The organism is Clostridium aciditolerans, assembly GCF_016316925.1.
GTDB classification, from domain to species: Bacteria; Bacillota; Clostridia; order Clostridiales; family Clostridiaceae; genus Clostridium_AM; species Clostridium_AM aciditolerans.
Genome location: NZ_JAEEGB010000006.1, coordinates 199,443 through 221,482 on the forward strand (window position 1 = coordinate 199,443; position 22,040 = coordinate 221,482).

At 31.6% G+C, this 22,040-nt stretch carries 19 protein-coding genes and 1 pseudogene; 4 read left to right on the forward strand and 16 right to left on the reverse strand.

Going from position 1 to position 22,040, the window contains the following annotated elements; translation table 11 throughout:
• Positions 1-41 precede the first annotated feature (41 nt).
• The 10 genes and pseudogenes from I6U51_RS06610 to I6U51_RS06655 all read right to left on the reverse strand — a co-directional run bounded on the left by I6U51_RS06610 (position 42) and on the right by I6U51_RS06655 (position 9,135).
• Complete coding sequence (locus I6U51_RS06610; RefSeq protein ID WP_211141885.1) at positions 42-1,991, reverse strand: FtsX-like permease family protein; 1,950 nt, start codon at positions 1,989-1,991, stop codon at positions 42-44.
• On the reverse strand, positions 1,978-2,748 hold the full coding sequence (locus I6U51_RS06615; RefSeq protein ID WP_211141886.1) for an ABC transporter ATP-binding protein: 771 nt from the start codon (positions 2,746-2,748) through the stop codon (positions 1,978-1,980). Before I6U51_RS06615 ends, I6U51_RS06610 begins: the two co-directional genes overlap by 14 nt.
• Positions 2,749-2,863: 115 nt before the next feature.
• A complete protein-coding gene (locus I6U51_RS06620) occupies positions 2,864-3,232 on the reverse strand; it encodes a YxeA family protein (RefSeq protein WP_211141887.1) in 369 nt (122 codons plus the stop codon).
• Positions 3,233-3,396: 164 nt separating this feature from the next.
• Positions 3,397-4,089, reverse strand: a pseudogene (locus tag I6U51_RS06625) (sensor histidine kinase); the annotation flags it as partial.
• A gap of 382 nt (positions 4,090-4,471) precedes the next feature.
• Positions 4,472-5,179, reverse strand: a complete 708-nt coding sequence (vanR, locus tag I6U51_RS06630) for a VanR-ABDEGLN family response regulator transcription factor (protein WP_211141889.1) — start codon at positions 5,177-5,179, stop codon at positions 4,472-4,474.
• Positions 5,180-5,401: 222 nt separating this feature from the next.
• Positions 5,402-6,145, reverse strand: a complete 744-nt coding sequence (locus I6U51_RS06635; RefSeq protein WP_211141890.1) for a LytR/AlgR family response regulator transcription factor — start codon at positions 6,143-6,145, stop codon at positions 5,402-5,404.
• Positions 6,146-6,151: 6 nt separating this feature from the next.
• Positions 6,152-6,505: a hypothetical protein gene (locus tag I6U51_RS06640; protein ID WP_211141891.1), complete on the reverse strand. Its 354-nt coding sequence runs from the start codon at positions 6,503-6,505 to the stop codon at positions 6,152-6,154.
• Between the two features lie 6 nt (positions 6,506-6,511).
• A complete protein-coding gene (gene floA / locus I6U51_RS06645; protein WP_246517132.1) occupies positions 6,512-7,504 on the reverse strand; it encodes a flotillin-like protein FloA in 993 nt (330 codons plus the stop codon).
• A gap of 60 nt (positions 7,505-7,564) precedes the next feature.
• The gene (locus I6U51_RS06650; protein WP_211142003.1) at positions 7,565-8,059 is read right to left on the reverse strand and encodes an NfeD family protein; all 495 of its coding nucleotides are present in this window, start codon (positions 8,057-8,059) and stop codon (positions 7,565-7,567) included.
• Positions 8,060-8,274: 215 nt separating this feature from the next.
• A complete protein-coding gene (locus I6U51_RS06655) occupies positions 8,275-9,135 on the reverse strand; it encodes a sensor histidine kinase (protein WP_211141892.1) in 861 nt (286 codons plus the stop codon).
• Between the two features lie 234 nt (positions 9,136-9,369).
• Here I6U51_RS06655 and I6U51_RS06660 point away from each other — a divergent pair, with 234 nt between their 5' ends.
• The 4 genes from I6U51_RS06660 to I6U51_RS06675 all read left to right on the forward strand — a co-directional run bounded on the left by I6U51_RS06660 (position 9,370) and on the right by I6U51_RS06675 (position 13,348).
• Positions 9,370-9,966 carry a TPM domain-containing protein gene (locus I6U51_RS06660; RefSeq protein ID WP_211141893.1) on the forward strand — a complete coding sequence of 199 codons (597 nt, stop codon included), beginning with the start codon at positions 9,370-9,372 and terminating at the stop codon, positions 9,964-9,966.
• An 82-nt stretch (positions 9,967-10,048) separates the two neighbouring features.
• Positions 10,049-10,837 carry a hypothetical protein gene (locus tag I6U51_RS06665; RefSeq protein ID WP_211141894.1) on the forward strand — a complete coding sequence of 263 codons (789 nt, stop codon included), beginning with the start codon at positions 10,049-10,051 and terminating at the stop codon, positions 10,835-10,837.
• Positions 10,838-10,854: 17 nt separating this feature from the next.
• Entirely contained in the window at positions 10,855-11,442 is a 588-nt protein-coding gene (locus I6U51_RS06670) for a DUF5105 domain-containing protein (protein WP_211141895.1), read from the forward strand.
• 226 nt (positions 11,443-11,668) lie between these two features.
• The gene (locus I6U51_RS06675) at positions 11,669-13,348 is read left to right on the forward strand and encodes an alpha-keto acid decarboxylase family protein (RefSeq protein ID WP_211141896.1); all 1,680 of its coding nucleotides are present in this window, start codon (positions 11,669-11,671) and stop codon (positions 13,346-13,348) included.
• A gap of 56 nt (positions 13,349-13,404) precedes the next feature.
• Here I6U51_RS06675 and I6U51_RS06680 read toward each other — a convergent pair whose 3' ends face one another.
• The 6 genes from I6U51_RS06680 to I6U51_RS06705 are packed head-to-tail and all read right to left on the reverse strand — an operon-like array spanning position 13,405 to position 22,024.
• Complete coding sequence (locus I6U51_RS06680) at positions 13,405-14,214, reverse strand: DUF4037 domain-containing protein (RefSeq protein ID WP_211141897.1); 810 nt, start codon at positions 14,212-14,214, stop codon at positions 13,405-13,407.
• A gap of 57 nt (positions 14,215-14,271) precedes the next feature.
• On the reverse strand, positions 14,272-16,644 hold the full coding sequence (locus I6U51_RS06685) for a glycogen/starch/alpha-glucan phosphorylase (protein ID WP_211141898.1): 2,373 nt from the start codon (positions 16,642-16,644) through the stop codon (positions 14,272-14,274).
• Between the two features lie 10 nt (positions 16,645-16,654).
• Entirely contained in the window at positions 16,655-18,133 is a 1,479-nt protein-coding gene (malQ, locus tag I6U51_RS06690) for a 4-alpha-glucanotransferase (protein WP_211141899.1), read from the reverse strand.
• Between the two features lie 12 nt (positions 18,134-18,145).
• On the reverse strand, positions 18,146-20,302 hold the full coding sequence (locus I6U51_RS06695; RefSeq protein WP_211141900.1) for a TIM-barrel domain-containing protein: 2,157 nt from the start codon (positions 20,300-20,302) through the stop codon (positions 18,146-18,148).
• A gap of 28 nt (positions 20,303-20,330) precedes the next feature.
• Positions 20,331-21,158: a carbohydrate ABC transporter permease gene (locus I6U51_RS06700; RefSeq protein ID WP_211141901.1), complete on the reverse strand. Its 828-nt coding sequence runs from the start codon at positions 21,156-21,158 to the stop codon at positions 20,331-20,333.
• Positions 21,158-22,024, reverse strand: a complete 867-nt coding sequence (locus I6U51_RS06705) for a carbohydrate ABC transporter permease (RefSeq protein WP_211141902.1) — start codon at positions 22,022-22,024, stop codon at positions 21,158-21,160. Before I6U51_RS06705 ends, I6U51_RS06700 begins: the two co-directional genes overlap by 1 nt.
• Positions 22,025-22,040: the final 16 nt, after the last annotated feature.

A 22,040-nucleotide genomic window follows, 5' to 3' on the forward strand; every position in this document is an offset into this window, starting at 1 on the left:
GAACGCAAAAAGAGCCGCACGAAAATCATGCGCCTCTCGAATTAATCGTGATTGACAATTTTAAAATAAGAATGAACGGTTAAAAAATAATAGCAAATATAAATGACGCCATATACACCGATACTTATTAATAACGGAATCAAAATTTGGTATGCCATTAAAGTTGATAAAGCTTTTAAAGCGAATAAACTGTGTAAAATACCAACAACTAGTGGAATAGCAAAGATAAATCTTATTTGTTTTTCTATTGCTTTTTTCATCTCTTTTTTTGTTACACCAACTTTGTGAAGGACAATGTAACGATTACGATCTACATTGGCTTCTGTTAACTGTTTAAAATAAATGATGGAACCTGTTGCAAATAAAAATACTAGACCTAAGAAGATACCGATAAACATCATTAAACCTGTTGCTTCAATTCCACTTTGGAAATCAGTGTAAAAATCTTCAAAAGGTTGTACACTTTCAAACTCTCCTAATGGCATCACTTTCTTTAATTTTTCGGTTAATACTTTACTATTTCTTTCATTTTTCACATCAATGTTTTTTACAATACGCGCTCCAGCTGTCTTTTTGGCACTTTCGTATACTTCATTTGGAACAATAATAACTAGCTCACCTAAACTTGTAAGGCTACGACCTTCCGCACCTTTAATTGTTAATGTTTTTGTTTTATTTTCAACAGGGAATACCGCTTTATTTCCTTTGTATATTGGACTAAACTCATATCCTTCGATATACATACCATCATATACGAATGCTTCCCCAGCATTTAAATTTACAGCACCTGTACCCATTCTTTTTGCAATCTTATTAAATGATGATTGGGCTACAAGATGATAATACTCTGAAATAAGATAATTAGCATTCCTAACCTTATCAGATTTTTTACCTTCAAACATCCCTTTAACAGGAACCATTTCTATTTCAAATTGATCCGTCACTGGATGGTTGTCTTTTTCTTGATTAAGAATGCTATTTACTTTACTATCCAATTCTCCATCCTTCTTTTCATAGGAATAACTAAATGGTGCAAACCTCTTAGCTTGTACAAATGTGTTATAATACATTGTGACAGAGGCTCCAACCGATGTTAATGTAACAGCACTTAGTACTGCAATTGTTGCAAATGATTTCGCATTTCCTTTAATGCGATACAGTAACTGCGATGTTGCTACTATATTCATACCATGATAAAACGAAGCCTTCTTTTTTCGTGCTCTTTTCAGTATAAAAACAGTAAAGAAGCTAAATAGTAAATAGGTACCAATCACTGTTGAGAGTAGGATGTAGAGAGCGATTGTCAGGGGATCTGCACCTTTAATAACTTCTGCAAATGTCAATGATAAAAAATAACCAGAACCTATTAAAAAAACTGAAATACATGCCATAATAACCGATCCTTTTGGCATTACTTCTCCCTCACGTTCAGCGTGAAAAAGCTCAATTAATTTAAAACGATAAATTAATCGATAACCTTGAAAGGATGTATATAGTATAATCACAAAAAAGATAATAGCTGTATCTATAACTGCACCCATAGGTACTTCAAAATGAACATTCAAATTTAATCTCATTATACTTATTAATAGTTCAATAGATATCTTGGATAGCAAACCTCCGATTACAATTCCAATTACTAATGATAGTAGCCCCATTAACATATTTTCATAAAATAGCATTCTACCAATTTGTTTTTTACAAATTCCTAGTAATGAATATAATCCCACTTCTTTTTTACGTTTACGTATGAAAAACCCATTGGAATATATAATAAAGACTGCAACAAATATAATTAACATCACACTGGAAATCTTAAAAGCATCACCAATCTTATTGGACTTACCAGCAGCTTTTACTATTTGGGAATTGTACTGTAATGCTTTGAATGTAAAATAAATTACAATGCTAAAAATCATGGAAGCAAAGTATAGAAAATAATCTTTAAAATTGCGGTTTATATTACGGATGGCAATACTAGATAGCTTCATTTACTGAACCTCCAGAAATGGCAGACATAACATCCACTACTTGTTGAAAGAACTGCTTTCTTGTTAACCTAGAACGGTGCAATTCTTTGTATAACTCACCATCTTTAATGAAAATGACGCGCTTACAATAACTAGCGGCAAATGCATCATGGGTTACCATTAAGATTGTCACCTGATCATGCTCATTTAATGATTTCATGCTTTCTAATAAATCTGTCGCTGATTTCGAATCAAGAGCTCCTGTTGGCTCATCTCCAAAAATTATACTTGGATTTGTCACAATGGCACGTGCTACTGCACAGCGTTGCTTTTGTCCACCCGAAACTTGATATGGATATTGTTCTAAAATATGATCAATTCCAAACTTTTTTGCAATCTCAAGTACCCGAAAGTCTACTTCACTAGCTTTTACTTTTGATAGTGCAAGAGGCAATGCAATATTTTCTCTTACCGTTAACGTATCTAGTAAATTATAGTCTTGGAAGATAAATCCTAAATGATCTCGACGAAATAACGCCAATTTATCATCATCCATCTTTACTATATCTTTTTCATCAATTAAAATTTCACCTTTGGAAATATTATCAATTGTAGATAGAACATTTAAAAGTGTGGTTTTACCTGACCCCGAAGGACCCATTATTCCAACAAACTCACCTTCTTTTACCTGTAAGTTAATTCCTTTTAACGCTTCAAATTTATTTCCACCTGTATCATATACTTTCGAAATATGTTTTGCTTCTAATATTGTTTTCATATTCGTAATCTCCTCTTCACCGTTATCACTATCCCTGTTTTCTCAGAATTTGTATAATACAGCTTAAATATAAATTTAGTTAGTGACTTTAAAATCTATATCTTATAATAAATTTTTACTTTAATCCTAATTTTACTTTTGCTGCATTAGGTATTTCATTTGGTTGTACTTCTTCGTAGTTTTTTCCACTTTTCCCTGCTGATAGTATCGATAAGTAAGCTCCATGGCGTAAATTCTTCGTTGCATTAATTATAATCTTTTGCTCTTTTCCTTCGCTATTGTAACCTACAAATTCATACTGATAGCATTTATCTTCTTTTCTAACCTTATCCTGTCCTAAGTATTTGCCATCTGTTTTTACAATTGTGTAATAAATTTCCCTTTTAAGAAATGGGTTCATTCTGTCAGCGAACTCACTTCTACTCGTAAGAAATACTCCTGCTCCAACTACTAAAATCATAAATACAATTATAAACTTTTTCATATTCATTCCGCCTTTCATTATAAAATAGAGTTTTTTATTGGTTATCCTCCAAAGCAAAGTGCTCCTTGCTTTGGTAATATAATTATACCGAAGCAAGGAGCACTATTTGTTCGTTTTTTCATAACAAAAACCTACTTTATTATGATGAAATTCTTACGATTTTCCTACGAAATTATAGGGATAAAAACCTCAAATTCAATTACTTCATTTTCACTATATGCTGTAATAGTTCCTTTGTGCAATTCAACAATTTCTTTCGCAATTGCAAGCCCCAATCCTGCCCCACCTGTCTTAGAGTTTCGTGCAGCGTCCAGTCGATAAAACTGCTGAAAAATATGGTTCAACTTTTCTTCTGGGATAGTGTTGCCCTGATTGTGGAATTTCAGCTTTAGGCCATCTCCATCTTGGGCAGCTGTAATTTTAATAATGCTGTTTTCAAAACTGTAGTTGATAGCATTACGGATTAGATTATCAAATACTCGTTCCATCTTTTTAACATCACATTTAATTATCACATCCGGAGCCATATTTAAAATACATTGCAAGTTTTTTGTTGCCATCATTGGTCTAAATTCATAGGTAATTTGCTCTAACATCCTTGTTAGATTAACCCGGCTTAATTCCAATATAAGATTCGACAGGTTAAATCTTGTGATTTCAAAAAACTCGTTAATTAAATCTTCCAAGCGTTCAGCTTTTTCTAAAGAAATATTAAGGTATTTTTCTCTTAATTCTTCTGAGATTTGTCCCTCATCACGTAATAAAGTCAAATAACCGATAACAGATGTAAGGGGCGTTTTTAAATCATGTGCCAAATAAACCACTAAGTCATTTTTTCTTTGTTCTGCTTCTTTTGCAACTTGTTCTTTTCGAAGCATATCTACTTTTATATTATTCATCTGATCTTCCATCTGTTTTAACACAGTTGGAAAATGAATAAGCTCCTCATTTGAATTAATAATAGAATTACTGGCTTCTGCTACTATTACAATATAGCTGATTGTTTTAATCCAATACCATGCAAGTATAATAATAATGCCAACAATCCATATAACTGAGGCTATGAGGTTTTTATTATCATCAATAAATTTAAAAATTCCATAACTGGTTGTACCCTTAATAACATCATAAATAGGATAGCCTATGACTACAAGCATAACTGAGAATATTGTTACCGTTAAAATTAGCTTTCCAAATATGTTAAAAAATAAGTTTCTTGTGAAATTTTTCATGTTAATTTTATTCAATTTTATAGCCAACTCCCCATACTGTTTTTATAAATTTAGGATTTCTGGATGGCTCATTCATTTTTTCTCGTAATCGTCCAATATGAGCCATAACTGTATTATTATTATCTAAGTATTTTTCTCCCCATACTGCTTCAAATAGCTCTTCTGAAGAAACCACCTTACCTTTATGTTCACACAGATACCAAAGAATAGAAAATTCTATTGGCGTTAACAATAACTGCTTTCCATATAAAGTACATTTATGAGTATCTTTATTGATAAGCAAGCCTTTAAGATCATATTCACTGCACTTTTCAGAGCCGTTACTATTTGCTTGTTTATCTTGATTATAATTCATATATCGTCGAAGCTGTGTTCTTACTCTTGCAAACACTTCTAATGGATTAAAGGGTTTCGTGATATAATCATCTGCACCTATGGTTAAACCCATAATTTTATCTATATCCTCACCTTTGGCTGTTAGCATAATAACAGGAAAAAAATGATTCTCTCTAATTTTCTGACAAATCGTGAATCCATCTATATCAGGAAGCATTACATCTAAAATGGCTAAATCTAAATCCTGTAAATGAATGCAATCAAGTGCATCCCTACCATTATAGCATTTATAAACGATATACCCTTCATTTTTTAAATATACTTCTAATAAATCTGCAATTTCTTTTTCATCATCAACTACTAAAACTTTAGCATCCATAATTTAATTCTCCTTTCTTAAAATACGAATACCGTATTAATGAGTAATCTCAACTATACTAAAAATGTTAATACTTATTATATCATGATATTTTTGGTTTTACAAAAATCGATTCGATATATAAAAATAGTTTATTATAAGTTGCATTAATCTCAAACTACTTAAAATCTCATAAAAAAGGCAGGAACTGATTTTTCTATTTAAATCAATTCCTGTCCTATTTTAAGAACTAAACATACTCTTCAATACATCATATCTTTCGTGAGTTAAAAGAGCATCTTTATCTGTATTTTTTAGCTTTACAATATAAGTCCATCGCCCATAGGGATATATTTTGTGAATCATAGAAAGATTAATAATATATGATTTATGGCTTCGGAAAAACTGAGTTTTATCTAATTTTTCTTCTAGCTCACTCATACCTTCAGAGGTAGTATAACTGCTATCTACAGTATAAATTACTGTATTTCTATCCTCTCTTTGTATTATAATAATATCTTTCATGTCTACAAAACTTATGCCTTCTTTGCTTCTAATGAGTATTTTATCTAATCCCTTTTCATGACGAATAATCTTATACATATCTTGTTCACTATTATATTGGTTTAAAGATTTTATACGATTTAAGGTTTGATAAATTCTATCAAGCTTAAAAGGTTTTACTATATAATCAAAGGCATAAAGCTGAAAGGCATCAGACATATATACAGAATGAGCTGTTGCAAAAATAATTATAGTTCTAGGATTTATATCCATTATTCTTTTTGCGCATTCTACACCATTAAGCTTTGGCATCTCTACATCTAAAAATATAACGTCAGGGTGTATTTCTTCCACAGAAGAAACAACAGCTTCACCATCTTCTGCTTCTCCTACTAATTTAAAACCCTCTATTTTTTCAATGGCCTTTCTTAGAACCATCCTCATTCCCGCTTCGTCATCTCCAATGAAAACTTTAAGCTCCAATACTTGTCACCGCCTTCTTGTCTTTGCCTTTGGTTTGCCAAGTATTTCTGAATATACAATGGCCTGCAAAACTTTCTCTTCCGTGAACTCAATATCTAATCCTGCTTTTTTATCTTCTGCTTCGCTCTTTTCTATAGAAATTGGCTTTTGCTTATATTTTATCTCTTCCTTTTTTCGTGAATATGCATCTATTAATTCTGATCCTTTATTGGAATCTCTTTCTTCAGGTTTACTTACTTCATTAATGCTAGAAAATGCACCATTAAGCTTTTCAACTCTAGAATTCAACTCTTCTTTTAAATCACTAAACATCTTTTTCATAGCATATCCAAATTCTTTAAAATCATAAGAAGAAATCATGTTTTATTACTCCTTCATATCCTTAGAAGTTTTATATGAATTATTTTCATTTTTATTCTTACTAACTTTAGATATAGATTCTCTCATTTTTGTATCTGAGATGATATTTTGCATATCATAATAATCCATTACCCCTAGTTTTCCCTCTCTAAATGCTACTGCCATAGCTCTTGGTATTTCTGCCTCAGCCTCTACTACTGCAGCTCTCATTTCCTGTTCTTTTGCAACAGCCATTGCTCTTCTTTCTTCAGCCTTTGCTTGGGCAATATTTTTATCTGCCTCTGCTTGAAGAGTTTGAAGCTGAGCACCTATATTTCTTCCAACATCAACATCTGCAATATCTATTGATAATATTTCGAAAGCAGTACCTGCATCTAATCCCTTTGCTAGAACTGTCTTGGATATAGCATCTGGATTTTCTAATACTTCTTTATGAGAAATTGATGTACCTACTGTTGTTACAATACCCTCTGCAACTCTTGCAAGCACTGTTGCTTCTCCAGCTCCACCTATTAATCTATCTAAATTTGCCCTTACTGTTACTCTCGCCTTTGCTAAAAGCTCAATACCATCCTTTGCAACTCCTGAAACATTTGGTGTTTCAATTACTCTTGGATTAACACTCATTTTTACAGCTTCAAGTACATCTCTACCTGCAAGATCTATTGCTGCTGCTCTTTCAAAAGGTAGTTGAAAATCTGCTCTGTGAGCAGCTATAAGTGCATCTACTACTTGATCTACATTTCCCCCTGCTAAATAATGGGCTTCTAATTCATTTACACTTATATCCAATCCTGCCTTTGTTGCTTTAATTAGAGGTAAAAGAATTTTTTTTGGTGCAACTCTTCTCAGTCTCATCCCTATTAAATTAAATATGCTAACTTTAACGTTTGCTGCTATAGCTGAAATCCACAGTGTAATAGGTACAAAGCTTAGAAATAAAGCTAAAAAGCAAGCAATACCTCCTAAAATTATAACAACTAAAACTGTACTATTCATAATATTATCCCTCCTAATTCATCATAAATCATATTTTTTGATAAATACTATTTTTCTTATCTATACTTTTTCTCTAACAACAATCCGTCGTCCCTCTACTTTTATAATTTCTATTTTTCTATCCTTAGAAATAAACTCCCCCTCTGAAACCACATCAAGTTTTATACCATTGACATCTGCTATACCCGCTGGCCTTAAAATTGTTAAGGTGGTCCCCTCTTGTCCAACAAAATAATTAAGATCTTCTGTACCTGTATATCCTGCTTCTTTTTTTTGAGTTTCATGCAAAATTAATATTTTCGAAAGCCGCCCTTTAGTTACAGATTTTAAAACAAGCGTAAGTGCTACTCCAAGTACCGAAATAATAATAACAAGTAAAATTAAAACTTGTATTGCACTTGTTGCTGTTAAGACTACTCCGGCAATGAGAAGTATTCCTCCAAAAATACCAGAAATTCCGAATCCAGGATGAAACATTTCAACAATTACCAGCAAAAATCCGAATCCAAAACACAACAGTGCAGCCCAACTTATATTAGATAAAAAATTCACCATCTCCAAATAACTATACCTTCCTTTCTTATTTATACTTTACATGATTGTCACCAAGCATATGTAACCATAATACCAGTAACACTAAATTCCTAGATTCAAGTCTCACTAGCTGGGTCTATAACAATATACTACTTCCATTTTATTTATTAATGAATATGTAGTTGTTAAGATATACATTCAGCAGTTTAAAATGTCGTATTTTTAGCTTCTCTTTATTATCTTTGAACCCATCCCTCAAAAATAGTAATATCTTTATTGCTAGTCACATTAATGTCTCCACCATATTCAGTAAGTATATCTTTTACAATAGCTAGTCCCATACCTTCTCCCTTTTCTCCCTTCGTAGTAACTCCTGCCTTAAAAATCCTTTCAATAATTTCTTCTGGAATCATTGGCCCGTTGTTTTTTATTCTGAATCCATATGACTTTAAATCTTCAAAGAGTTCAATTTGTATAGTTCTATTTTCTTTTACTTCCTGTAGTGCATAGATTGCGTTATCGATAATATTTCCAAGTACTCTACAAAACTCCCAAGATGGCACTTTTAAATCATTAAATGAAGTTGTAATAACTATTTTTGTTTTTATTCCTCTTTTTTCTCCATATAATGTTTTTGCTTGAAGCAATGCATTTACTGCCGGGTTTGAAGTCTTTAGAACTTTATTTACCTTTTGAATATCTTTAAATACTTTTTCAATATACTCTCTTGCATCAAAGTACTCCTCCATTTCCATAAGGCTGTATACTACCTGCAAATGATTCATAAAATCGTGCCTTTGACCACGAAGAGTTTTATTTAGATTTTCTAATTGTTCTAAGGTGCTTTTTAATGTGGTATATTCATAACTCTTCCCATAAAGATATCTAATGTTCTTCACAGTAAAAAAACTATTAATAATTCCTATAAACATAATTGCATATATGAGCAAATCTCCATTATAAAGCTTTTCCTTGAAGTTAAAAGGATTTTGATGAAAATAATTGTATAACACTACTATTATTACTGTACTTATTTGCATTATACTTAAAGCAATTATCGTTATGATTGTCTTATTTATGTCTAATTTTTTTCTCATTGTTAGCTTAGGCTCCCTTCTTATTCCACCAATACCTTTTATTTTAACATATTTAAAATAATATCCAAATACCCGCTGTAGATCAGTGCAATAATTTAAGCAGATACAACCTATATTTATTCACACTTTGATGCAAAATATTGCAAAATTATATATTTTTCTATATATAATTTAATTACTTTATTCCACATTTTATAATTAATGTTATAATATACATAAATGGGAGGGGATTTTATGATTAGAAGAGTTTTATCTATATTATTTTTCTTTATACCTATATTATTACTTTCAGAAACCTCAGCTTACGCCAAATCTACCGTAGATAAACCATGGTTTCATACATATGTAGCTGATTATGAAAATATACTTTCTAGCGATACCTCAAAAAAGCTAGAATCTGATTTAGACAAACTAAAAGATAATACAAATGTTGCAGTATATGTGATAACTATAGATAAATTAGAGGACATGAGTATTGATAAATATTGCAAAGAATTGATATCTAATTGGAAAATTGAAGGTAAGTATGTGATACTTCTAACATCAACTAAAGAAAAACAATATATACTTTTTTCCAGTAAAGACTTGCAACCCTATATTTCTATGAGTACTATAAAAGATTTTCCAACATATTTTAATGAAAAAAAATATAGCGAAGGAGTATTATATGCATCTAATAGTATTACCTCTACTATAACATCACATTCTGATAAAATTCATCCTTCTAATAACTATAAATATATATGGTTAGTTGTTCTAGCTACAATAATAGTATACTATGTAAAAAAATCACGTTTAAAATTAAAAACTTCATCACAAGAGACACTTTGATAAAATACAAAATATAATTTTTCATTTATTAGCTTAGTTTAAGGGGGAGTTTATCATAAAGAAATATTTATTATGCTTTTTAATGGCCTTTCTTCTCATATTTAATAGTTTTTCTACAGTTTATTCAAAGGGGGGATCATCTTCAAGCTCTTCATCTTCAAGTTCATCTTCTAAGTCTTCCAGTTCATCTTCAAGTTCATCCTCTAAGTCTTCCAGTTCATCCTCAAGCTCGTCATCTTCAAAGTCCGCTGGAGGTAGTTACAAAAGTGGAAGCTTTAGTAATTCGAGCTCAACTAAGAGCGAATCTACAACTTCAACTAAAAGTTCCCCTTCTGGTTCTAGTAACTTTAAAAGCGGAGACTTTAGTAATAAAAGCTCTACTAAAAACGAATCCAAATCTCCAAGTAAGAATTCATCTACTACCTCTAATACTTCTAAGACCTCTAGTGCTTCTAAAAGTGGAGATTTCTATAATACAAAAGCCGTAAATAAACCTTCAAGTACTAGTACACCTATTAAAACTGAGAAAATTACTTCTGCACCAACTATTGATAGCACAACTAAAAAAGATTCCGTAATTACAAACGGTAAATTTAAAGGCGGTATTCTTAAAAGCAGCAACGTTGTACCTGCAAAGGGTATGCCTGTAATTATATCTATGAATGGAAATGATATATATGTTGATTCTTCTGATGACGGAGAATATGTCTACTCATATTATGCATCACCTCCATCTGAAAATCCGTCTTCTTGGCAAGGAAGTGTAGGCTACTTAGAGTCTGCACCAGTTAAAGAATCCCATACTGGAACTTATATCATTGCAGGATTGATCATAATATTCTTTTTACGTAAAATAATTAAACTGAATTGATTCGAGGGGGATTAATTATGAAAGTCTTAAAAAAATTAACTCTAATCTTAACTTTAGTTTTATTCACTTTAACATTAGTTGCATGTGGACCTAAGCCAGATGAAACAGTCAAAAATTTCTTTGAGGCCGCTAAAAAATCAGATTTTAATGCTATGGCAACTTATATGAAAAAAGAAGGTAACAAAGGTGACTTTAAATTTGATGATGCAAATCAAGAAAAAATAGTTAAAGCTGTTTTCTCAAAAATAAGTTACGAAAGTGTTTCTTCTACAGTAGATGGTAATAATGCTACTGTAAAAGCTAAAGTTACTTCATTAGACTTACCTAGAATATATGGTAAGACAGTTGGAGATTTAATGCCTACTCTTCTTGCATCAGCTTTTTCTGCCACTGAAAATGATGCTAAAAATAAGGCTGATGTTGAGAATCAGATAATGCAAGCATTTTTAAATGCAATGAATGATCCAAATGCAGCTAAAACCACAACAGAAGTTGACATTAAATTGGTTAAAGGTGATAAAGGTTGGGTAATAGAGCCTAATGATGATCTATTAAATGCCTTAACAGGTAATTTAAGCAAAGCCTTTAAAGATACAAATAAATAGTTAATAAAAAATGCCCTAGGATACTAAATCTAGGGCGTTTTTATTTAAATTTTTCTCTAATAATTAAAGTAGTATCTTGCAAAGAATATGTAAATTTATACTAGTACGAATACCTTTATAGTATATTTCAATAATTCTGGTAATAATAAATTAAGCTTCATATTGATATTTACAGAGTTACTATACAAAAGGTTAAACTAACTATTTTAAAATTATGGAGGGAAAAATGGTTGAGGATAGTGTAAATTCATCTGATTTAAAACAAACCGTTGGGTACTATTTATATGATTGTTTAAGCAAGGAAGGTATTACAGAAATCCTTGGCGTTCCAGGAGATTATAATTTTTCACTTCTAGATATTCTAGAAAAGTATGAAGGCATAAATTTTATTAACTGTCATAATGAATTAAATGCTGGCTATGCAGCTGATGCCTACGCAAGGGTTAAGGGAATAAGCGCCTTAATAACTACCTTTGGAGTAGGTGAATTAAGTGCTTGTAATGCTATTGCAGGCTCCTACTCAGAAAGTGTGCCCGTTATCCATATAGTTGGAGGCCCTAAAACAAAGGATCAGCAGGCGCATAAGCAAATGTACCACAGCTTATTAAATGGAGACTTTGATGTTTTTAGAAAAGTTTATGAGCACTTGACAGAATATACAGCAACAATAACTCCTGAAAATGCTGCCTTTGAAATTAAGGCAGCTATTCAAAAAGCAAAAGAAACAAAGAAGCCCGTATATCTGCTTATCGCAACTGATATTGCCAATCAGCCTATAATAAATAGAGATGTTAACCTTACGATTAAGCAGACAAATCAAAGTTCATTACAGGCTGCAATACAGCACATAGATAAGATAATAAATCAAGCACAAAGACCAGTTCTTATTTCTGGTGTTTATGTGTCAAGATATAATCTTCAACCTCAAGTTCAGCAGTTAGTGGATAAAATGAACCTGCCCGTGGCAACTATGATGATGGGTAAAGGCTCCTTTGATGAGAGTCATAAAAATTTTATTGGATTATATGCTGGAGATCTTGGAAGCAAGGAAGTACAAAATATAGTTGAAGCTTCTGATTGTATTTTAGCCATTGGTACTATGTGGTCAGACTACAATACCGGTTCCTTTACTGCAAAGTTAAACCCTTTAAATATTATAGAACTTCAGCCTGATAGTGTGAAAATTGGAATGGCAGCATATGAAAATATACTAATACAGGATATGTTAAATGAACTTTTGACAAGGATTAATAAAAGGATGACTAATGTTCCAACTGCACCTTCCCCTTATGTTGATGTCAATATATCATTGGAGGAAGATGTTTCTTCAAAATATTATTATCCAAGATTTCAAAAAATGCTTAAGGAAAATGATATACTCATTGCAGATGCCGGTACTTTTGAATTTGGAATAGCACAATTAAAACTGCCAAAAGGCGCAACTTATATAACTCAGGGTGGCTGGGGCAGCATAGGTTATGGGACCCCTGCAGCCTTTGGTGCTTGCATAGCAGCAAAAAATAGACGTGTACTATTGTTTGTGGGAGATGGATCTAATCAAATGACAGTTCAAGAGTTCAGCTCCATGCTGCATAATAACTGTAAGCCTATTATATTCTTGGTTAACAACAAAGAATATACCATAGAAAAATATCTTAATGTATCCCAAAAAAATACCCATTACAATGATTTACCTTTATGGGACTACTCAAAGCTTATAACAGCCTTTGGTGGAGACTCTTATACAGCAAAGGTTTATACAAATAAAGAACTTGATGAAGCAATAAAGAAGGCAGAAGTTCAGTGCAATGAGAGATTATGCTTAATTGAAATATATGCTCCTAAAATGGATGCTCCACCTATAGTTCATAAAATGACAAAGATGCTTGAGCAAATGCAAAAATAAATAGTTAATAAGAAAACGTCCTAGGGCACTAAAACCTAGGGCGTTTTTGTTAAAATTTAAAAACATACTATATTTTCTTTCTTAAGTAGCTCTGTTAAGTTATGTACAAGTTCATTTATTTCTTCTAGTATTCCAGCATCAAAATCCATACAATTATTGAGAATATTTGCTATGTTCTTTTCCATATTAAAAGGTATCTTATCACACTTATTATTTATAATTTTTATCAGCTTCTTTTCCCCAGGATGCGGAATTTCATTTATAGCAAATATGATATCAAAATAACTTGCAAGCAGCGCAGTTACTCTGTGATTTACACTAACCAAATCCTTTCTTTTAATGGCCTTTTCAATTTGGTAATAGTATGAAGACATATTTTTTCTCAATATAGGATAATTCTTTGCAACGATATTTTCCTTTAATTCTTTTGGATACTTTACATTGTACTTACCTCGAATTGCTGACAGTTGTCCATTTCTATCAAACACAATCTTTGAATCTATCACATTATGCCAAAAACAAGTGGTATAACCTACACTAGCTTCATGCCTATCTATTACTTTTTCAAGATAATCCTTTATCCATTTCATGTCCAAATATATTATGTCTATAGCCTTTTCAGAATTTCTTAGTTTCCACTCATCTCCTGGACCCCAGAACTGATTGTCAATTTCCATATAGTCTGCAAATTCTTTAGCAATTATTTCTCTTTCAAATACTGATATATCACTATTTATGTATACATCTATATCTATGTCCGAATTCTCATCTTCAGTTTGAAATGCAGTGGAGCCAGCTAATGTTATTGCCTCTACCTGTGGCAATTTACTAAACCTATTAATTATCTCCTCAATAATTTTAATCATAATAACACATCTCCTAATCAGCAGTAAAAACTTTAATCAAGTTTGAGCCCTATACTTTTAAGCTTGTTTAGCTTCTACCTTCCAAATTTCTTTTGCATACTCTAGTATAGTTCTGTCGCTGCTGAACTTACCTGCATTAGCAATATTCATTAGACATTTTTTTGCCCAGTTTAATCTATCCTTATAAGCTTTATCAACCTTATTTTGAGCATCTCTATAATCTGCAAAATCTCTGAATATGAAATAATTGTCTGGGCTATGCCAGCTTGCACCTTCAAGTAGAGAGTTATATAATTCTTCAAACATTCCAGTATCACCATCATCAAAGGTTCCATCAATTAGCGTATCTACAACTCTTTTTAATCCGGTCACAGTTTCATAGTATTCTTTAGGGCTATAAGTATCTTTAATTTTTTCTATTTCTTCTACCCTAGCTCCAAATATAAAGTTATTTTCTTCCCCTGCCTCCTGTACTATTTCTACATTAGCACCATCGTAAGTTCCTATTGTAGGAGTTCCATTTAACATAAACTTCATATTTCCAGTACCAGATGCTTCTTTACCAGCAGTAGATATTTGCTCAGATATATCAGCTGCTGGGAATAATTTTTCCCCATAGGAAACTCTATAGTTCTGTACAAATACCACTTTTATTTTATTATTTATTTCAGCATCATTATTAATCAAATTAGCTATTTCATTTACGAACTTTATTATACCCTTAGCTCTAAGATATCCTGGTGCTGCTTTAGCTCCAAAGATAAAGGTTCTAGGTACAATATCTATTTGTGGATTTTCCTTTAATCTAAAGTATAAATCCAAAATACCAAAGGCATTTAAAAGCTGTCTCTTATATTCATGCAATCTCTTTATTTGAATGTCAAATAAGGAATTAGGGTCAATTTCTATCTTTTCATTTTTATTAATATAAACCGCTAATTGCTCTTTCTTCAACTGTTTTATTTCTAAAAATTTATTTAAAACAACTTTATCATCTATATATTTTTCTAAACCCTTTAGGGCACTTAAGTCTGTAATCCAGTTATCACTGCCAAGAAGTTCTGTAATAAATGCTGATAACTCTTTATTACAGAATGCAAGCCATCTTCTTGGAGTTATCCCGTTAGTTTTATTTAAAAATCTATCCGGATAAAGCTCGTACCAATCTTTTAATTCTTGATTTTTTAATATGTCTGTATGAAGCTCTGCAACGCCATTGGTAGCATGAGTACCATGAATTGCAAGCCAGGCCATTCTAATTCTGCCCTTGTAAATTATCTTCATTGAATTAATTTTTTCATAGCTATATTTTTTTTGTCCAAGTATTCTTATAAATCTTTTATCTATTTCTTTTACTATTTTATAAACTGAAGGTATTATTTTTTTATAAAGTTCAATATCCCATTCTTCAAGAGCTTCTCTTAGTATAGTGTGGTTCGTATATGAGAATGTAGCTACAGTAATCTCCCATGCCTTGTCATAGCTAAGTTTTTCTTCATCAATAAGTATTCTCATAAGCTCTGGTATAGCTACCACCGGATGGGTATCATTAAGTTGAATTGCATGATAATCCTTAAATAACTCAAAGCTATTTCCATGCTGCTTTTTAAAACTTCTAACTAAATCCTTTAAAGCTGCTGAAACAAAGAAATACTGTTGCTTTAATCTTAGCATTTTACCTTCCACTGTAGAATCATTTGGATATAACACCCTTGAAATATCTTCAGCCTTATTTTTTTCCTTTACTGCTTCTGTATATTCCTGAGAATTAAACAATTCGAAATCAAAATCCTGTAAAGGTTCAGCTTTGAATAGTCTAAGCTTATTTATATTATTTGTTCCATATCCAATAATAGGAGTATCATATGGAATAGCCTTTACTTTTTCATCGCCAAACTCAACGATAACAGCATCATCCTCACATCTTATTGACCAAGGATCTCCATACTTTAGCCAATTATCAGCTTGTTCTATCTGGAAACCCTCTTTAAAACTTTGCTTAAATAGTCCATGGCTATATCTTATTCCATATCCTGTTAAAGGAATATTTGTAGCAGCTGATGAATCCATGAAGCAAGCAGCTAGTCTTCCTAATCCGCCATTACCAAGGCCGACATCTTCTTCTATTTCCTCAATATCATTTATATTTATCTTTAATTCTTCTAAAACTTTCTTTACTTCATCATAAATTCCTAAGTTCATTAGGTTGTTTCCTAAGGCTCTTCCCATTAAAAATTCAGCAGATAAATAATAAGCTTGTTTACCTTTTGCATATACTTCCGCTGTCTTATCCCAGTTGTCAATTATTGTTCCCATGACTGCCTTAGAAAGTGCATTGTATTTCTCATAATCCTTTGCCTTATCTATACTTTTACCATAGTTTGTTTTTAAAATTCTTTCTATAGTTATCTTAAATTCCTTAGTATCCATTATTTTACCTCTACCTTCCATATAGTTTTGTAATTTTGTTAATTTTTTTTGCTAGCTTATGGCTTAAGTACTCTCTTTTTACTCTCCAAAGCCAGTTTCCACCTAAAGTCGAAGGAATATTCATTCTTGCTTCACTTCCAAGTCCTAAATAATCCTGCATTTGAGCTATTGCTAAGTTTCCAACAGAACTTAAGGCGCCTCTTATAAATCCCCAGTTATATCCTTCTTTTTTATTTAATTTTAAATATCTCTTTGCAAAATCAGTGTCACTCTTTTGAGTGTTTTCAAACCATCCCATAACAGTATCATTATCATGAGTTCCAGTGTAAACTATGCAGTTTTTCTCATAATTGTGTGGCAAATAGTCACTTTCTTCTCTTGTATCAAAAGCAAACTCTAATACCTTCATTCCTGGATAACCTGAAGCATCCCTAAAATCTATAACTTCCTGTGTTAAATATCCCAAGTCCTCAGCAATAATATCCACTTCTCCCAATGCTTCCTTTACTGCATTAAAAAGCTTTATTCCAGGGCCTTTCACCCATTTTCCATTTACCGCTGTTGGCTCTCCGTAAGGTATTTGCCAGAAGGATTCGAAACCTCTAAAGTGGTCTATCCTTGTTACATCATATAAATTAATATTTCCTTTGATTCTTTCAATCCACCATTTATAATTAGTTTTTTCTAAATAACTCCAATTATATATAGGGTTCCCCCATAATTGCCCTGTAGCTGAAAATGCATCAGGAGGACACCCGGAAACAACAATAGGTCTTTTCTCTTCATCAAGCATAAACACTTCACTATTCGCCCAAGTATCTGCACTATCCTCAGCTACATAAATTGGAATATCACCAATAATTTTTATTCCATTAATATTTGCATAGTTTTTTAATGCTACCCATTGTTTAAAGAATATGTATTGTAAAAATACCCAGTAATCTATTTCATTTTTCAATTCTTCCTTATAATGCTCTAAAGCTGTTTTCTTTCTTAATTTAATATCTGTATCCCATTCCTGCCATGACCTCAAATCGAATTCTGATTTTACAGCCATATATAATGCATAGTCCTCAAGCCATGCCTTATTTTCGAATTTAAAATTTTTTATTTCATCTTTATATTTTCCTTCGCTATTTTGAAAAGCAATTTTTAATATAGGCATTTTATTGTTAAACATTTTTTCATAATCTACTTTTTCAGGATCATTACCAAAATTCACATTTTCATAATCTTCTTTTGTGAGTAATCCTTCTTCTTTAAGTAAATCTAAATCTATAAAATATGGATTACCTGCAAAGGTTGAAAAGGATTGATATGGTGAATCTCCTGCTCCCGTTGGCCCTATAGGTAGTATCTGCCAATATTTTTGTCCTGCTTCCACTAAAAAATCTACAAACTCGTAAGCTTCCTTGCCAAAGGTTCCAATTCCATATGGGCTAGGCAAAGATGCAATATGCATTAAAATACCACTACTTCTTGTAATCATTGCCCTTCTCCTTTATCCATTTAAGTAAGTCTTTTTTCTATGTATGTTTCCGTCAATATCAACTATTTCAAAATTCAACTCTTTAACAAGTTCATTCCCTCTATTTTCAACAGTCATTACATAGTCTTTTTCTGTCTTTTCAATTTGAATAAATATTTCTGTATATCTATTATTTTTATAATCACAGGTTTTTCCATCATCATCATAGTAAATATATTCTGCTTTATCTTCTACAAAAGCTATTATATTTAATTCTTTGTTATCTAGCTTTTCAACATTTTGTGCATGTTTGCCCAAAACTAACATTTTATTTTTTCTAATAAAAATTGGTACTTCATCTAAGCCAATATCTATATAATGGTGCCCCTGCTTAACTATGCTGTACTTCCTCTTCTCATATTCCTTAACCTTCCATAAAAGCATATCCTCCGGAAGGTAAGCGTATCTTCCTATTGCATTTTCCTCATATATAGGAGTAAGCATTAGAGAATCCCCTAATAACAACTGGTTTTCTATTCTTTTTGACATTTCATCTTCATATACAAAAGATAATGGCAAGAAATACATATCTCTATTCTTGACTGCTTTCATATACTCAGAATAAATATATGGTATTAAAGCATATCTAAGTTCTATTGCTTTTTTAAGTATGCCATTTGTGTCTTCATCAAAGGAGAAAGGTTCTTGGAATCTAGTTCCCATTGCAGAATGGTTTCTAAATAATGGTGTAAATAAACTAAACTGGGTCCACCTTGTAACTAGCTGACTATTAGCATTACTGCTGAATCCGCCAGTATCTGCACCAATATACAAGAATCCACACATATTTAAAGATGGCATCATTTTTATATTTAGTAATATATGTTCCCACCAAGAACTATTATCTCCAGTCCATATACCGGAGTATCTATGCATTCCTATATATGAAGCTCTAGAAAATAATAAGAATCTTTTATTATTTTCTATTTCCTCTAATCCCTCTGCTGCACTTCTTGTCATATTATAACCGTAAAGATTATGAACCTTATAATGATTTATAAGTTTTCCATTTATGTTATGATAAAAGCTTTTATAATCTTCTATGTTATTTGACATATTAATAAATTTATCTTTTAAAGCAAAACAAGAATAAATATCTAAATTTTCCTTCTCAGAAGCCTTTGCCGTTTCAATTGCTTCCTTTAACCCTCTATTTGTATAAAATAGGGCTGGCTCATTCATATCATTCCAAAAACCTTCTATACCTAGTTCAGTAAGATTTTTATATTTAAGACCAAACCATCTTCTTGCTTCACTATTTAAAAAGTCTGGGAAATGACATCTTCCTGGCCAAACTGCAGCAATAAAATTATTGCCATTTTCATCAGTACAAAAATACCCCTTTTGTACACCTTCCTCATAAATGTCATAATTCTTTTCTATCTTAACTCCTGCATCAATTATAGGTATAAGCCTAAAGCCCTTATTCTTAATATCTTGTACAAAGTCCTTAAAGTTTGGAAAAGCTTTTTCATCTATAGTAAAATCTTTAAAGCTTTCCATATAATCAATATCAAGATAAATTGCATCGCAGGGAATTTTATTCTCTATAAACTTATCTGCAATTTTGTTAATAGCATTAGCATCTTCATAGCTCCATCTAGATTGCTGATATCCAAAGGCCCACTTTGGAGGAGCATAGGTTTCACCAATGATATTTAAAAATTCCTTTACAATCTGTTTTGCTGACTTTCCATTGATAATATAAATATTCACATCTTTTTCTTCTACCTTAATTTTCAACTCATCTTTGTGAGAAAAACCTATATCAAAGACAGCTTTTCCCGGGCAATCAACAAAAACTCCAAATTTGTCTTTTCCATCTATAACTATAAAGTTATGAGCACCATATAATGATTTTTTGTCTGGAGTATGCATTGGATCATCACTGCAAAAGGCCTCATATATTCCGCCTCTCTTATTCATTCCTCTTTGACTTTCACCAAGTCCGTATACAATATCAGTTTTGTTCATTATATAGCTAAAGCTTAAGTCTTCTTCAGCCTTTATATTAAAGAAATCAATATTATCTTTATAAAGTTCTTCGCCACTTAAAACCACAGCATCAGTATTTATAGGATTTCCAAAGGTATATTTAACTACATTATCATTTAATTTATAAGCTTTCATTATTATCACCTCATGAGTAAAAAGTTCATCACTTAATAGATCCTTGAGTAATTCCTTTTACTATATGTTTTTGAGCAAATAGATAGAATATGATTATTGGAATCATTGCCAAAACAAGTCCCGCTAATGCTAAGTTCCATTGTTTAGAATACTCTCCAAAGAAATAGAACATTTTAAGTGGAAGTGTTTGCCAACCTGGTTTATTTATAACAAGCTGGGGCAGCAAGAAGTCATTCCATATCCACATAGCATTTAAGATGCTTATGGTAACAGTTATTGGCTTCAATAGTGGAAAAACAATGAGCCAAAATATCTGCAATTTGTTACATCCATCAATAGTTGCTGCTTCTTCTAGTTCTACTGGTATATTTTTAATAAAACCATGGTACATAATTATTGATAAACTAGATCCAAAACCTAAATACATAAGTACTATTCCTACAGGATTTAATAAATGTAATTTTCCCATTAGATTTATAAGAGGTAGCATTACAGCTTGGAATGGAATAAGCATAGCTATTGCAAATAGAAAGAATAAAAATTTGCTTAATTTTGTCTTTGATCTAACTAACATCCAAGCAGCCATTGAAGCAAATATTACTATAAGTAAAGTACTAGATGTTGTAATTAAAAAAGAATTCATAAAAGAATGAAAAAATTCTAAGTCTTTAAAGGCCTGAACATAATTCCCTAGTGTAAAGACATCCTTTGAAGGAATACCTATAACATTCGTGAAAATACCTTTTGGAGTTTTAAAAGAATTTGTAAAGGCAATATATAATGGTGCTAAGAATATAATTGCTACAAAACAAGCAAATATGCTCCATAATATATTTTTTTGAAGGCTTTTTTTCATTACATCTCTACCTCCTTTTTCTTACTAAAACTTAACTGAGTTAATGTTATTGCAGCTACTGCAATTAAAAATACCACCGCTTTAGCTTGAGCTAAACTAAATTTATTGTAAACAAAGGCTGAACTGTAAATATTCAATGCTAACATTTCAGTTGATCCATATGGGGTACCACCTGTAAGAGATAAGTTCTGATCAAACAATTTAAAAGAGTTGGATAGTGTCAAGAAAAGTCCTACTGTAAATGCAGGTGCTACAAGCGGAATAGTTATATTAATAAGTTTTTCAAAAGAATTTGCTCCATCTATTTCAGCAGCTTCCAATAGATTTTCCGGAATACCTTGAAGTGCAGCTATGTATACAACCATCATATATCCTGACATCTGCCAAGACATTAATATTACTAATCCCCAAAAACCAGTTCCTGTAGTTGAGAGCCATCCTCGCAGGAAATCTAATCCTAGTTTAACACCTATTGCATCAAAGGCCTTTGTAAAAATAAACTGCCATATAAAGCCAAGTATAAGTCCTCCAACCATATTGGGCATAAAGAAAATACTTCTTAAAATATTACTTCCTTTCATTCCTCTAGTAACCAGCAGCGCTAGTCCAAAACCAATTAAATTTATCATAAAAACAGATACAATAGAGAATTTTGCAGTAAATATAAAGGCTTGTAAAAATCCGTTTTCTTTTTTAAATATCTCTAAATAGTTTGCAACTCCAATAAACGCTGCTTTGTTTTCTATACCATTCCAATCAGTAAAAGAATAATATATTCCTAATAAAGCAGGTATAATTACAACCAGTAGAAATGCAATTAGTATAGGCCCAACGAAGAAACTAAACCATAACTTTGACTTTTTCATAGTAACCTCCCTTATC

Excerpts from the sequence above, each read along its gene's own strand:
- floA (WP_246517132.1), bottom strand. The coding sequence starts at position 7,504 with ATGAATAGTACAGTTTTAGTTGTTATAATTTTAGGAGGTATTGCTTGC.
- I6U51_RS06675 (WP_211141896.1), top strand. The coding sequence starts at position 11,669 with ATGGTTGAGGATAGTGTAAATTCATCTGATTTAAAACAAACCGTTGGG.
- I6U51_RS06660 (WP_211141893.1), top strand. The coding sequence starts at position 9,370 with ATGATTAGAAGAGTTTTATCTATATTATTTTTCTTTATACCTATATTA.
- malQ (WP_211141899.1), bottom strand. The coding sequence starts at position 18,133 with ATGATTACAAGAAGTAGTGGTATTTTAATGCATATTGCATCTTTGCCT.
- I6U51_RS06665 (WP_211141894.1), top strand. The coding sequence starts at position 10,049 with ATGGCCTTTCTTCTCATATTTAATAGTTTTTCTACAGTTTATTCAAAG.
- I6U51_RS06695 (WP_211141900.1), bottom strand. The coding sequence starts at position 20,302 with ATGAAAGCTTATAAATTAAATGATAATGTAGTTAAATATACCTTTGGA.
- I6U51_RS06615 (WP_211141886.1), bottom strand. The coding sequence starts at position 2,748 with ATGAAAACAATATTAGAAGCAAAACATATTTCGAAAGTATATGATACA.
- I6U51_RS06670 (WP_211141895.1), top strand. The coding sequence starts at position 10,855 with ATGAAAGTCTTAAAAAAATTAACTCTAATCTTAACTTTAGTTTTATTC.
- I6U51_RS06705 (WP_211141902.1), bottom strand. The coding sequence starts at position 22,024 with ATGAAAAAGTCAAAGTTATGGTTTAGTTTCTTCGTTGGGCCTATACTA.
- I6U51_RS06685 (WP_211141898.1), bottom strand. The coding sequence starts at position 16,644 with ATGGATACTAAGGAATTTAAGATAACTATAGAAAGAATTTTAAAAACA.
- I6U51_RS06650 (WP_211142003.1), bottom strand. The coding sequence starts at position 8,059 with ATGGTGAATTTTTTATCTAATATAAGTTGGGCTGCACTGTTGTGTTTT.
- I6U51_RS06610 (WP_211141885.1), bottom strand. The coding sequence starts at position 1,991 with ATGAAGCTATCTAGTATTGCCATCCGTAATATAAACCGCAATTTTAAA.
- I6U51_RS06640 (WP_211141891.1), bottom strand. The coding sequence starts at position 6,505 with ATGATTTCTTCTTATGATTTTAAAGAATTTGGATATGCTATGAAAAAG.
- I6U51_RS06700 (WP_211141901.1), bottom strand. The coding sequence starts at position 21,158 with ATGAAAAAAAGCCTTCAAAAAAATATATTATGGAGCATATTTGCTTGT.
- I6U51_RS06655 (WP_211141892.1), bottom strand. The coding sequence starts at position 9,135 with ATGAGAAAAAAATTAGACATAAATAAGACAATCATAACGATAATTGCT.
- vanR (WP_211141889.1), bottom strand. The coding sequence starts at position 5,179 with ATGGATGCTAAAGTTTTAGTAGTTGATGATGAAAAAGAAATTGCAGAT.
- I6U51_RS06620 (WP_211141887.1), bottom strand. The coding sequence starts at position 3,232 with ATGAAAAAGTTTATAATTGTATTTATGATTTTAGTAGTTGGAGCAGGA.
- I6U51_RS06680 (WP_211141897.1), bottom strand. The coding sequence starts at position 14,214 with ATGATTAAAATTATTGAGGAGATAATTAATAGGTTTAGTAAATTGCCA.